Genomic DNA, 12,032 nt, shown 5'->3' on the forward strand with positions numbered 1-12,032 from the left:
CGTCGGCCATGCTGCGTTGAAATTGGGCTCGGACTGCTCATTTACAGCTCGTAAACTCCGCGTCCTCGCCCAATTTCGCCTTGCCTGGCTCTAGCTCAAAAGATCCTAGACAAGTTCTGAGGCAAACCGCTGACCGCCACGGGGCTCAGGCGGCGATCTGGATGCGGTCGCGGCCGGCCTGCTTGGCCTGGTAGACGGCCGCATCGACCCGGCTGAGCATCGTCGCGGCGCTTTCGCCGGAGCGCCAGGCGGTCACACCGAAGCTGGCCGTCACCAGCCCCACCCCCTCCATCGGCTCGTTGCGCAGGATCTCCCACAGCGCCCGGGCCAGGCTCGCCGCCTGCTCTTCGCTGCTGGTCGGAGCCAGCACGATGAACTCCTCGCCGCCCAGGCGACAGAACACGTCGATGGTGCGCAGACGCTGGTGGATGCGCCGGCACACGCTTTTCAGCACCTGGTCGCCAGCATCGTGGCCGAAGCGATCGTTGACCTGCTTGAAATGGTCGATATCCAGCATCACCACCGCCAGGCCGCTGTGCGGGTTGCGCCGGGCCCGGGCGATCTCCGCCTCCAGCCGCTCCTGAAAATAGCGGCGGTTGTAGATGCCGGTCAGCGAATCGGTGATCGATAGGGCGCGCAGCTCCTGCTCCACCAGTTTCAACCCGGTGATATCGCTCAGGTAGCCATGCCAGAGAGTGCCGCCATCCTCCAGGCGCTCCGGCGAAGCCTCGCCGCGCAACCAGCGCAGGCCCTGGCGGGGCAGCAGCACGCGGTAGTCCTCGCGCCATGGCTGCAGCCGTTCGGCGGACTGCAGGATGCTGCGCCTGACCGCCTCCTGGTCCTCCGGATGGATCCGCTCGAATACCGGGCCGCCATCCAGGCGCACCGCCTCCGGCTCGACCTCGTAGACATTGCGCAAGCCGGCGCTGGCATAAGGAAACAGCGAGCTGCCATCGGCCCGCAGCTGGTACTGGTAGATGGCCCCCGGCACGTTGGCGGTGAGTTTCTCCAGCAGCCGGTCGCGCGCTTCCAGGGCCTGGCGGCTGAGCCGGGCCTCGGTGATGTCGATGGCGATGCCCAGGTAGCCGACGTGCTGACCGTGCTCGTCGCTCACCCTGGTGACGATCAGGTTGACCGGCAAGCGGCTGCCGTCACGCCGCACATAGGTCCACTCCTGCTCGACGTAACCGCCGTCCTGGGTTTGCGCGACAAACACCTCGAAGCCACTGACGGGCCGCCCCAGGCGCTCGCTGAGCAGGCGCGCATGCGCCTGCACCTCTTCCGGCACATGGATCAGGGTCGGGGTGTGCAGGCCGATCAGCTCTTCGGCACGGTAGCCGAGCATGCGCTCGGCACCGACATTGAAGGTGCGGATCAGCCCCTCGCAGTCGGTGGCGATGATTGCCACCTGGGTCACCGCATCGAGCAGACCGCGCAACTGGCCATTGACCCGGGCCAGCTCGGTTTCGCGCTGGCGCAGTACCGCCGTCTGCTCGCGCACCAGCTGCCGGGCGCGCTGGCGCTGGCTGGCCAGGTTGTAGGTGAGCAGCGCCAGCAGCAGGCTGAGCAGCATCCCCGCCGCCAGCAGGAGCGCCGGGACCGGTGCGCTGTTGGCGCGCATGAACGCCTCGGTCGGGCGGATGCTCAGCGCATAGCGGCGATCGGCCAGGCGCAATTCGCGATTCAACTGCAGCGCGTTCTGCGCTGGCGGATAGGTAGAGCGGTAGTGCAGGGCCTGGCCCGGCAAGCCGCTGCTGTCGCGCAGTTCCAGGTTCAGATGGCGGGGCGCCTCGGCGCGCGCCTGCTCGTGCAGCAACTGTTCGAGGCTGAAGGCGGCCACCAGGAAGCCGCGCAGCGACTCGCCGGCGGCCGGGCCGGCGAACACCGGCGCGGCCAGCATCAGGCCGACCGTCTGCCGGGCAGAGGCGGCGACGAAGCGCAACTCGCCGGAAACCGCCATGGCCCTGCTGCGCTCGGCTCGCTGCAGGGTTTCCCCGCGCTGGGCAAGGCTCGCCACGTCCAGGCCGAGGACGTCGTCACCGCGTATCTGCGCCGACTCGATGAACAGCACCGGGAAATACTCGGCACGTGCGCCGGCGGGCTGCAAGGCGTTGCCGGCCGCCAGCTCGCGCAGCTGGAAGTCGGCGATGCCGCTGGCGCGCACCTGGCGCTCGAATGGGCCGCGCTGGGCGGCCGTGACCCGCGGCAGCCAGGCGTAGGAGAACGCCCGCTGCGGCAAGCCGTCGACATAGCCGGCGAACTCGCCACGGGTCACCTGGTCGGCATTCATGAAGAAGCGCCGGACCCCGTCCAGGTCGGCTACGTGCGCGTCGAAGCGGGCCTGCATGGTGCTGGCCCGCTCGCCGGCCACCGCGGCAAAGCGCTGTTCCAGCTGGTGCTGGTAGAAGCCGCTGATCACCCTGGCCACGCCGAGGGTCAGCAGCAGGCCGCCGAAGAAGATGAGCCCGGCCAGCCCCCAGGCCAGCGATCGGTCCCGCTGAAAGATACTTCCGCCGGGCGGGTTACTGCGCAACGACATGCCTGCTCGCTCGTCAAAAGAACGACGGTCCCTGTCGAACGCTGCACCGGCAGCTGGATAGTGTCAATAAGCCAGCAGTTTAACGAAACATCAGCTTCCAGGCACGGTGAATCTTCGGGTTGCGCGCAAAATCCGGGTCGATCGTGCTGGCGCTGATCTCCTCCACCGCATAGCGCGCAGCCAGGCCTTCATCGAGCTGGAACTTGCGGAAGTTGTTGGAGAAATACAGCACGCCGCCCTTGGCCAGACGATTCATCGCCAGGTCGAGCAGCTGCACGTGGTCGCGCTGCACGTCGAACACCCCTTCCATGCGCTTGGAGTTGGAGAAGGTCGGCGGATCGATGAAGATCAGCTCGTATTCGCCGCGATCGGCCGCCAGCCAGGCCATCACATCGCCCTGCTCCAGTTTCTGCTTGTCGGAGAAACCGTTCAGGCTGAGGTTGCGCCGCGCCCAGTCCAGGTAAGTCTTCGACAGGTCGACGCTGGTGGTGCTGCGCGCCCCACCCTTGGCCGCGTGCACGCTGGCCGTGGCGGTGTAGCAGAACAGGTTGAGGAAGCGCTTGCCGGCCGCCTCCTGCTGGATGCGCAGGCGCAGCGGACGGTGGTCGAGGAACAGACCGGTGTCCAGGTAGTCGGTGAGGTTGACCAGCAGCTTGACGCCGCCCTCGGCCACTTCCAGGAACTGGCCCTGGGTGGCCTGGCGCTCGTACTGCTTGGTGCCGCTCTGCCGCTCGCGGCGCTTGATCACCACCTTTTCCTGGGGCACGCCGAGGGCCACGGGAATCGCCGCCAGGGCATCGAGCAGGCGCGTCTGCGCCTTCTCCGGATCGATCGAGCGCGGCGGCGCGTACTCCTGCACGTGCACCCAGTCCTGGTACAGGTCGATGGCCAGGGCGTATTCCGGCATGTCGGCGTCATACAGGCGGTAGCACTGGATATCCGCCTTCTTCGCCCACTTGCCCAGGGTCTTGAGGTTCTTCTGCAGGCGGTTGGCGAACATCTGCCCGCCCTCGGACAGCCGCGCCGGTTCGTTGACCGCGGCCGGAGCCTCCTCCTGGGCGGCCCGCGCGCTGCGCCGCTCGCCGGTGACGAACTGTTCGGGCAACAGCTTGAACAGCAGCAGCTTGCACGGTAGCGCGCCGTTCCAGAAGGCGTACTGCTTGTGGCTACGCAGCCCCATGCGCTTGCCCAGCTCAGGCGCCCCGGTGAACACCGCGGCCTCCCAGTTCATGCAACTCTGGCGCAGGCGTTCGCCGAGGTTCTGGTAGAGATACAGCAGGCTCGCCTCATCGCCCAGGCGCTCGCCATAGGGCGGGTTGCTGACCACCAGGCCGGTCTGGTTCTGGTCCGGGCGCGGCTCGAAGGTCGCCAGCTCGCCCTGGTAGACCTTGACCCAGTCGCTCAGGCCGGCACGCTCGATGTTGTTGCGCGCCGGCTGGATCAGCCGCGGGTCGGCCTCGTAGCCACGAATCCACAGCGGCGGCCTGGCCAGGCCGGCAGCTGCGCGGGCCTCGGCTTCGCCGTGCAGCTTGTGCCACAGCGCCGGCACATGGCCCAGCCAGTGGCTGAAGCCCCACTGCTCGCGGCGCAGGTTGGGCGCCAGGTCGGCGGCCATCATCGCTGCCTCGACCAGGAAGGTACCGACCCCGCACATTGGGTCGGCCAGGGCGCCACCGGCGGCGGCGATGCGTGGCCAGCCGGCGCGGATCAGCACCGCCGCGGCGAGGTTTTCCTTGAGCGGCGCGGCGCCCTGCTGCAGGCGGTAGCCGCGCTGGTGCAGGCTGTGCCCGGAGAGGTCCAGGGACAGCACCGCCTCGCCACGATCCAGGCGCAGGTGGATGCGCAGGTGCGGGTCGATCTTGTCGATCGAGGGGCGCGTGCCGTCGGCGCTGCGCAGCTTGTCGACGATGGCGTCCTTGACCTTCAGCGCGCCGAAGTGGGTGTTGTCGATGCCGGAGCCGTGACCGCTGAACTCCACCGCCAGGGTGCCCGCGGGCTCCATGTGCTCGGCCCAATCGACGTCCAGCACGCCCTGGTAGAGCGACTCGGCGTCCTGCACCGGGAAGCGCCGCAGCACCAGCAGCACGCGGTTGGCCAGGCGCGACCAGAGGCACAGGCGATAGGCCGTTTCCAGCCCGGCGAAGCCGCGCACCGCGGCGGTCTGCTCGCGCACCTCCTCCAGGCCCAGGCTACCGGCCTCTTCGACCAGCAGGCCCTCGAGGCTTTTCGGGCAGGTAAGGATCAGTTCGTAACGGTCCGACATGGGCTTTCTCGTAAAAGTGGCGGCTGGCTAGCCAAAAGTATGTGACAGAACGTCGCGTTGCGACCCTTCGTCGGAATAAGCACGCCTCGCAGACGCGAGGCGTTCGCAATGGCAAAACGCCTGCGCGGCGACTCGGGGCTCCCACAACACGGGGGCCGGGGCGAAAAAACGGAAAAACCCGGCGCCCTTCTTATGGCCTCACTCCTAAATACGTTACGTCCTTATGACAAAACGATCATTCACAGGCCCCAACGCATTCGTTAGAAATCAACTCAGGTTGGCACCGCAACGGTGTCGACAGGTAGTCCGCCACGCCGGCAGCGGACTGCGCGGCAGAGCATTTCTGCCTGGTCCCAACCTGGGGCCGCAAGGACATAACAGTCAACAAGTGAGGGCAACACCCTATGAGAAGACTTAAGCGTGATCCGATGGAACGAGCTTTCCAGCGCGGCTATCAACACGGCATTCATGGTAAATCCCGCGACATGTGTCCTTTCACTCATCCCACCACACGCCAAGCCTGGATCAACGGCTGGCGCGAAGGTCGCGGCGACAACTGGGACGGATTGACCGGCACCGCCGGCATCCACCGACTCAATGAACTCCACGCCGTCGGCTGAATAGGATCACCCCGACTTCACCAGGCCGTCCCATCCGGGCGGTGGGCGCAAGCCCGAGGGCCCCTCAGGGGCCCTTTTTTATTGCCTGTAGGAGCGAGCTCTGCTCGCGAAACAGGCAACGCAAGAGCTTCGCGAGCAGAACTCGCTCCTACCATTCAGGCATTCACCCCCTCGGCAAGGCCGCGATGGCATCCACCGCCTCGCGGATCAGCGCCGGACCCTTGTAGATGAAACCGGAATAGATCTGCACCAGGCTGGCCCCGGCGGCGATCTTCTGCGCCGCGTGCGCGCCTTCGGTGATGCCGCCCACGGCGATGATCGGCAGACGGCCCTTGAGCTCGCCGGCCAGCACCTTGACCGTGTGCGTGCTCTTGTCGAGCACCGGCGCACCGGACAGGCCGCCGGCCTCATCGGCGAACGGCAGGCCTTCGACACCTTCGCGGCTGAGCGTGGTGTTGGTGGCGATCACCGCATCCATGCCGGTTTCCACCAGGGCCTGGGCCACCTGCACGGTTTCCTCGTCGCTCATGTCCGGGGCGATCTTGATCGCCAGCGGCACCCGTTTGCCATGCTGCGCGGCCAGGTCTTCCTGGCGCTGGCGCAGGGCTTCGAGCAGCTGCTTGAGCGAATCGCCGAACTGCAGGCTGCGCAGCCCCGGGGTGTTCGGCGAGCTGACGTTGACCGTGACGTAGCTGGCGTGGCCATAGACCTTGTCCAGGCAGATCAGGTAGTCGTCCACCGCACGCTCGACCGGGGTATCGAAGTTCTTGCCGATATTGATGCCCAGCACGCCCTGGTATTTGGCCGCCTGCACCCGCGCCAGCAGATGATCGACGCCCAGGTTGTTGAAGCCCATGCGGTTGATGATCGCGTTCGCCTGCGGCAGGCGGAACAGCCGCGGCTTGGGGTTGCCCGGCTGCGGGCGCGGGGTCACGGTGCCGATCTCGACGAAACCGAAGCCCAGCTGGGCGAAGCCGTCGATGGCATCGCCGTTCTTGTCCAGGCCGGCGGCCAGGCCCACCGGGTTGGCGAACTCCAGCCCCATCACGCGCACCGGCAAGCTGACCGGAGCCTTGCACAGCAGGCCATTGAGGCCGAGACGACCGCCGGCACCGATCAGGTCGATGGACAGTTCGTGAGAAGTTTCCGGGGACAGTTGGAACAGCAGCGCGCGGGCCAGGTCATACATGGGCGAGTCGGCTCGGATAGGGTGGCAGTGGGAAGCAGGCCGCGATTATAGCCGCGCCCACTAGCCTCAGGCGAGGCAAGAGGGTAATGATTAGCCGGTTATTGCAAGGGGCGCAGGCTCAGCAGTTCGCCGGCGTCACTGAATTCCAGCGCGAATGCGCCATAGATGCCGGCCTCGCGCAGAAACGGGCGCAGATGGTGGGCAGGCAGGCTGACCTTGCGGCCGTCGCGGCTGAACAGCAACACCCGATTGGCGCGCCCCTGGTATACGGCGCGAAAACGCTCTGCCGGCAGGGCGATATCCAGCACGAGGCTGGGCATGGAGGCTACCTCATCGTGATTTGCGCAATTTTGCCACAGGCACCGCGGCTTGCAGAGCCCGCCCCCGGCAATCCCGGGCCGTTCGCTAGTGCGCAGCGGCCGCCGCTCTGCCACACTGGCACGACAGTTCCAGGAGCGCCCTGCGGGTCATGAGTCTGTCCGAATCCACTAACAATCTGGCATCACGGCTTTCCGCCCTGGCCCAGCGCCTGGGTTTGAGCGGCCGTGTGCCACGCCTGGTATTCGAACGGGCCCGCGCCCTGCAGCTGCCGTTCCAGCCCCTGCCGGTACCGCCGGAAAGCATCTGGTGGCTGGCCGGGCCGCCCCTGCAGCGCCTGGTCGACCTGCCGCGCGACGCCCTCTCCGGCCCGGTGCAGGAAGACAAGGCCGCAGCCCGCGCCGTGCTGATGCGGGTGGTCGAGCAGGAACAGCGCTACCTGGCCGACTTCGACCTGCGCCGCATCGACGGCCTGTGCGGCACGCCACCGGAGATCGGCGACATGTTCGGCCACTTCGAGGAGTTCGCCGCCACGCAAACCTGCCGCAGCGTGCGCATCATCAGCTACAAGGACTTCCTCAAGACCATCAGCCAGGCGCTGCCGCGCTTCCTCGCCGGCGAGCCGATCGAGCTGCGCCAGGCCAGCTGGTATGGCGAGCGCCTGTTCTGGGCCAGCGAACAGCATGGCGAGGCCTTCGCCTGCGCCATTGCCTACGCCCGCCTGCGCGGCCTGGAGGTCAATCTGCCGGCCCAGCTGACCCGCTATCGCCTCAACCCGAGTGGCCTGGCCGAGCTGAAGCAGCACTACCACGTGCTGGCCATGCCGGTGCAGGCCTGGAGCGACCCGGCCTTCATGGGCGTGCTGCTGGACAACCGCCTGCCCTACGCGCGCCTGTCGCTGCTGCGCAACCCCGGCGCGCCGGAGTTCCTCCTGCTGCCCAAGGCCTCCGCCGAAGCCAACGCCCTGGGCGAAGGCCTGCGCCTGGCCGGCGCCCCGGACGTGGTGGCCTACCTGGAACAGCTGCACCAGCGCAGCGGCGACTGAGGCGCGGCGCGCGCCAGCCGGCAAGAAACGACAAGAGGGAAAACCTGCGCCGGCTACCCGCCCGGGCAGCCGGCATGCGGCCAACAGCGCTTAGAACCAGTCTAGGATCTCGCGAGCTAGAGCCAGGCTAGGCAAAAACAGGCGAGGAAGCGCAGTTTACGAGTGGTAAATGAGCATTCCGAGCCTGTTTTTAACGCAGCATGGCCGACGCGCAGCAGATCGTGGACAGGTTCTTAGCGCGAGGGCGCCAGCGCCACTTCCTGGGTCACGCCCCAGCCGTCCAGCACACCGCCGAGCGGTACCACCAGCGACTCCAGGTCCTGCTCGAAATCACCGATACCGGCATGGGTGGCGTACATCACCTTGCTCACCTGCAGGTGCCAGGCCCCGTCGTCACGCACGCTGACCTGGGCATTCAAGGATTCACCGCGAAACTGTCCTGCGACCTGCCGGGCCCGCTCCTCGTCGGGAAAAATGGCGTAGAACTCGATGGGATGGACGCGGGCGAAGTCGAAGCCGCCCTCTTTCATGCGCCGCAAAACCGTGTTGCTGACATCTTCATGAATGGCTGTGCTCATCTAACGACCTCCTCTCAGGCGATTGATAGACCGCAGCCGCCAAGACTCGGCGGCTTGGCAACACCGCACGGTGCCGCACGAGACCCGGGCCGGGAATGAAGCCGACCCGTGACACACAGGAACAGAAGCATGTTGCAGACCAGGGGTGGCTGGGCAGAACGCCAGCCGGAACCCTCCGTTGCAGAGTAGCCCCTGGCGCAGGCGGCTGTCGCCCGCAGAGATGAGCAAAATGTTTCTGCGGCGACAGACGGGGCGCTGCGCGCCGGCCCCCTGGCGCCAGGCTCTCAGCTGCGGCTGAGCCAGCCCATGATCGCGCGGCTCACCCAGGGTGGCGACACCTGCCCGCTCCAGTACATCAGCTTGAACAGCCAGTGCACCGGCCGGTGTACCAGGGGCCGCTCGGCCTGCCGCCAGACCGCCGCGGCGATGTCCTCGGCGCGCAGCCTGACACCCAGGCGACGCAGCGCCGGCGGCTCGAAGGTCTGGCTGTCGACCATCGGCGTGCGCACGAAGGGCGGCATCAGGTCGCCCACGCGAATGCCGTGGCGCCGCCACTCCAGCTCCAGCGCCTCGGTGAGACCGCGCACGGCGAACTTCGACGCCGAATAGCTGACCATGTGCGGCGTGCCGTACAGGCCCGAGGCCGAACCCATGTTGATCACCTGGGCGCCAGGAGTCGCCTTCAGGTAGGGAAAGGCGGCATGGGTCACGTGCAGCAGGCCCAGCACGTTGATCTGCAGGATCCGTGCGTGCTCCGCCAGATCGATTTGCTCGAAGTGGCCGAAGCGCAACACGCCCGCGCAGTTGAACAGCAGGCGCAGGCGGCCGCCGTGCTGCGCGGCGAAGTCGGCCAGGGCCACGCCCACCGCCGTGGCATCGCCGACATCCAGTTCGGCGTGCCAGACCCCGCCCAGCTCGGCGGCCAGTTCGGCCAGGGCGCCGTGGTTGATGTCCAGCAGGCCGACCTGCCAGCCGCGGGCATGGAACAGCCGGGCGGTGGCCGCGCCGATGCCGGAGGCGGCGCCGCTGATCAGGATAGTGGGCATGGGCAACCTCGCAGGCGGAGAAAGTCGAGCAGCCGCTGCAGCGCCTGGTCGGCGCCGGCCAGCAGGCCGCAGTTGATCTGGAACACGTGCCACTGGCGGCGGTACAGCTCCAGCCGGCAATCCACCCCGGCCGCCACCGCGCGCCGGGCCAGCAACTGGCTGTGGCGCAGCAGGATCTCGTCCTCGCCGACCTGCACCAGCAACGGCGGCAGGCCATGCAGCTCGGCATACAGCGGCGACAGCTGCGGATCGCGGCGCTCCATGCCCGCCGGGCAGTAAGCCGCCGCGCCCTGCTCCAGCCAGGCCAGCTGCAGCAGCGGGTCGCCCGCCGCCGGCGCATGCAGGTTGGCGCCGCCGAGGTCGCCGAGCGGCGACAGGCAGACCAGTGCTGCCGGTAACGGCAGGCCCAGTTCGCGCAGGCGCAACGCGCTGACCAGGGCCAGATTGCCGCCCGCCGAATCGCCGGCGATGACGATCCGTTCGGCCGGCTGGCCCTGCGCCAGCAAGGCGCGATAGGCCGCCAGCGCATCGTCGCGGGCCGCCGGGAACGGATGCTCCGGCGCCAGGCGGTAATCCAGGGCGCAGACGCGCAGCTGGCCGTGCCGCGCCAGGTAGCTGGTCAGGCTGCGATGGGTCTGCGGCGCGCCGACGATAAAGGCCCCGCCATGCAGGTAGAGCAGCACCCAGCCGTTGTCCCGCGCCGGCTGCAGCCACTCGCAGGGCACCCCGCCCAGCTCGCCCGCCACCACCCGCACCCCGCGCGCCACCCGTGCCAGGCGCGTGCCCCAGCGCAGCAGGCGGCGCTGGGTCGGCACGCCGACGCCGGGGTGGAAGCCGCCGCGAAACAGCAGCCAGGTCAGCCCGCGCAACAGCGCCGTCAGCAGGCGCTGACCCGCGCCCGTGGGGGCCGCCAGCTCAACGGACCAGGTCATAGTCGCTCCAGTCCGGCTGGCGGGTGTGCTGGCGGTAGCTGAAGGTGAAGCCGGACCAGTTGTTGGTGTGCTTGCCGGCGGCGTTCTTGTACCAGCTGCTGCAGCCCTGCTCCCACACCGAGTGCTGGATGTCGTGCTGCACCTGGCGGTTCCAGGCCCGCTGCACCGGCGCGCGCACGTCGAGGTAGCGCACGCCCTGCTGCAACTGCTGCAGGCCGGCCAGCACGTAGGGGTACTGGCTCTCCAGCATGTAGATGATCGAGTTGTGCCCCAGGTTGGTGTTCGGCCCGTAGAGCAGGAACAGGTTGGGGAAGCCGTTGACGCTGATGCCCTTGTAGGCCTCGGCGCCCTCCTGCCAGGCCTGGTTCAGCTCGACGCCGCCGAGGCCGCGGATGTGCATGGGCGCGAGGAAATCGCTGGCGGTGAAGCCGGTGCCGTAGATCAGCACGTCCGCCGGGTGTTCGCGGCCGTCGGCGGTGATCACCCCGTGGGCGCCGACCGCACGGATCGCCGTGTCGACCACCGCCACCTGGGGCTGCGCCAGCGCCGGGTAGTAGTCGTTGCTGATCAGGATGCGCTTGCAGCCCAGCGGGTAGTCCGGGGTCAGGCGCTCGCGCAGGGCCGGGTCGGCGATCTGCCGGCGCAGGTGGCGCAGAAAGCTGCCGCGGTACAGTTTCATCAGCCCCGGCAGGATGAAGAAGGCCACGCCGCGAGCCTCGTGGTAGAGGTACTGCAGGGCCCGGTCGAGTTTCTGCGTCCACGGCCAACGCTGCATCAGCGTCAGCTCGAAGCGGCTGTAGGCACGGTCCGGCTTGGGCAGCACATAGGCCGCCGAGCGCTGGAACAGGATCAGCTGCGCCACCTGGGGCACGATCTGCGGGACGAACTGGATGGCGCTGGCGCCGGTGCCGATCACCGCCACGCGCTTGCCGCGCAGGTCCACATCATGGCGCCAGCGCGCCGAATGGAAGGCCTCGCCGGCGAAGCCCTCGATGCCCGGCAGCGCCGGGTACGCCGGCCGGTTGAGCTGGCCGCAGGCGCTGACCAGGGCGCGGGCGCTGAAGCGCGCGCCATCGCGGGTCTGCACCCGCCACAGCGCGGCCGGCTCGTCGAACCAGGCCTCGGCCACTTCGCTGTTGCAGCGGATGCGCGGCTGCAGGTCGTACTTGGCCACGCACTGCTGCACGTAGGCGAAGATCTCCGCCTGCGGGGCGAAGCGCCGGCTCCAGTCGGTCTTCGGCTCGAAGGAAAAGGAATACAGGTGCGACGGCACATCGCAGGCCGCGCCGGGGTAATGGTTGTCGCGCCAGGTGCCGCCGGCCTCGGCGGCCTTTTCCAGGATCAGGAAGTCGTCGCTGCCCTGCTGGCGCAGGCGCATGGCCAGGCCCAGGCCGGCAAAACCGGCACCGATGATCAGCACGCCCAGGGGCGCATGCTCGGGAGTATTGTTGGACATTGTGCTCTCCGTGAACCGCCATGCAGGCGATGAACGAATCCTAAGT

General features: G+C 67.9%; 10 protein-coding genes. 2 read left to right on the plus strand and 8 right to left on the minus strand.

The features are described from left to right. Window positions 1–145: 145 nt before the first annotated feature. Window positions 146–2,539: a diguanylate cyclase gene (locus tag GV001_RS15000; RefSeq protein WP_160081216.1), complete on the minus strand. Its 2,394-nt coding sequence runs from the start codon at window positions 2,537–2,539 to the stop codon at window positions 146–148. A 79-nt stretch (window positions 2,540–2,618) separates the two neighbouring features. After that, on the minus strand, window positions 2,619–4,802 hold the full coding sequence (gene rlmKL / locus GV001_RS15005; RefSeq protein WP_160081218.1) for a bifunctional 23S rRNA (guanine(2069)-N(7))-methyltransferase RlmK/23S rRNA (guanine(2445)-N(2))-methyltransferase RlmL: 2,184 nt from the start codon (window positions 4,800–4,802) through the stop codon (window positions 2,619–2,621). 404 nt (window positions 4,803–5,206) lie between these two features. Here rlmKL and rmf point away from each other — a divergent pair, with 404 nt between their 5' ends. Next, window positions 5,207–5,422 (plus strand): ribosome modulation factor, encoded by a 216-nt coding sequence (gene rmf, locus GV001_RS15010; RefSeq protein ID WP_160081220.1) that lies wholly within the window; start codon window positions 5,207–5,209, stop codon window positions 5,420–5,422. 163 nt (window positions 5,423–5,585) lie between these two features. Here rmf and GV001_RS15015 read toward each other — a convergent pair whose 3' ends face one another. Together GV001_RS15015 and GV001_RS15020 are read right to left on the minus strand one after the other, a co-directional pair. Further along, window positions 5,586–6,611, minus strand: a complete 1,026-nt coding sequence (locus GV001_RS15015) for a quinone-dependent dihydroorotate dehydrogenase (protein ID WP_160081222.1) — start codon at window positions 6,609–6,611, stop codon at window positions 5,586–5,588. A gap of 98 nt (window positions 6,612–6,709) precedes the next feature. Next, window positions 6,710–6,931 carry a DUF2835 domain-containing protein gene (locus tag GV001_RS15020; RefSeq protein ID WP_160081224.1) on the minus strand — a complete coding sequence of 74 codons (222 nt, stop codon included), beginning with the start codon at window positions 6,929–6,931 and terminating at the stop codon, window positions 6,710–6,712. A gap of 149 nt (window positions 6,932–7,080) precedes the next feature. Between GV001_RS15020 and GV001_RS15025 the strand changes: the two genes are divergently transcribed. Continuing rightward, window positions 7,081–7,974 (plus strand): DUF6685 family protein, encoded by an 894-nt coding sequence (locus GV001_RS15025; protein WP_160081226.1) that lies wholly within the window; start codon window positions 7,081–7,083, stop codon window positions 7,972–7,974. Window positions 7,975–8,207: 233 nt separating this feature from the next. On the opposite strand, the gene GV001_RS15030 is transcribed toward GV001_RS15025, so the two are convergent. The 4 genes from GV001_RS15030 to GV001_RS15045 all read right to left on the minus strand — a co-directional run bounded on the left by GV001_RS15030 (window position 8,208) and on the right by GV001_RS15045 (window position 11,986). After that, complete coding sequence (locus tag GV001_RS15030; protein ID WP_160081228.1) at window positions 8,208–8,552, minus strand: ribonuclease E inhibitor RraB; 345 nt, start codon at window positions 8,550–8,552, stop codon at window positions 8,208–8,210. 284 nt (window positions 8,553–8,836) lie between these two features. Further along, window positions 8,837–9,598: an SDR family oxidoreductase gene (locus GV001_RS15035; RefSeq protein ID WP_160081230.1), complete on the minus strand. Its 762-nt coding sequence runs from the start codon at window positions 9,596–9,598 to the stop codon at window positions 8,837–8,839. Beyond that, window positions 9,583–10,530 (minus strand): alpha/beta hydrolase, encoded by a 948-nt coding sequence (locus GV001_RS15040; protein ID WP_160081232.1) that lies wholly within the window; start codon window positions 10,528–10,530, stop codon window positions 9,583–9,585. The genes GV001_RS15035 and GV001_RS15040 overlap by 16 nt, the downstream gene beginning before the upstream one ends. After that, window positions 10,514–11,986 (minus strand): NAD(P)/FAD-dependent oxidoreductase, encoded by a 1,473-nt coding sequence (locus GV001_RS15045; RefSeq protein ID WP_160081234.1) that lies wholly within the window; start codon window positions 11,984–11,986, stop codon window positions 10,514–10,516. Before GV001_RS15045 ends, GV001_RS15040 begins: the two co-directional genes overlap by 17 nt. Window positions 11,987–12,032: the final 46 nt, after the last annotated feature.

This window comes from Pseudomonas sp. 8AS (assembly GCF_902506505.1).
Classification (GTDB): domain Bacteria; phylum Pseudomonadota; class Gammaproteobacteria; order Pseudomonadales; family Pseudomonadaceae; genus Aquipseudomonas.

Excerpts from the sequence above, each read along its gene's own strand:
- GV001_RS15020 (WP_160081224.1), bottom strand. The coding sequence starts at position 6,931 with ATGCCCAGCCTCGTGCTGGATATCGCCCTGCCGGCAGAGCGTTTTCGC.
- GV001_RS15025 (WP_160081226.1), top strand. The coding sequence starts at position 7,081 with ATGAGTCTGTCCGAATCCACTAACAATCTGGCATCACGGCTTTCCGCC.
- GV001_RS15030 (WP_160081228.1), bottom strand. The coding sequence starts at position 8,552 with ATGAGCACAGCCATTCATGAAGATGTCAGCAACACGGTTTTGCGGCGC.
- GV001_RS15000 (WP_160081216.1), bottom strand. The coding sequence starts at position 2,539 with ATGTCGTTGCGCAGTAACCCGCCCGGCGGAAGTATCTTTCAGCGGGAC.
- GV001_RS15035 (WP_160081230.1), bottom strand. The coding sequence starts at position 9,598 with ATGCCCACTATCCTGATCAGCGGCGCCGCCTCCGGCATCGGCGCGGCC.
- GV001_RS15045 (WP_160081234.1), bottom strand. The coding sequence starts at position 11,986 with ATGTCCAACAATACTCCCGAGCATGCGCCCCTGGGCGTGCTGATCATC.
- GV001_RS15040 (WP_160081232.1), bottom strand. The coding sequence starts at position 10,530 with ATGACCTGGTCCGTTGAGCTGGCGGCCCCCACGGGCGCGGGTCAGCGC.
- rlmKL (WP_160081218.1), bottom strand. The coding sequence starts at position 4,802 with ATGTCGGACCGTTACGAACTGATCCTTACCTGCCCGAAAAGCCTCGAG.
- rmf (WP_160081220.1), top strand. The coding sequence starts at position 5,207 with ATGAGAAGACTTAAGCGTGATCCGATGGAACGAGCTTTCCAGCGCGGC.
- GV001_RS15015 (WP_160081222.1), bottom strand. The coding sequence starts at position 6,611 with ATGTATGACCTGGCCCGCGCGCTGCTGTTCCAACTGTCCCCGGAAACT.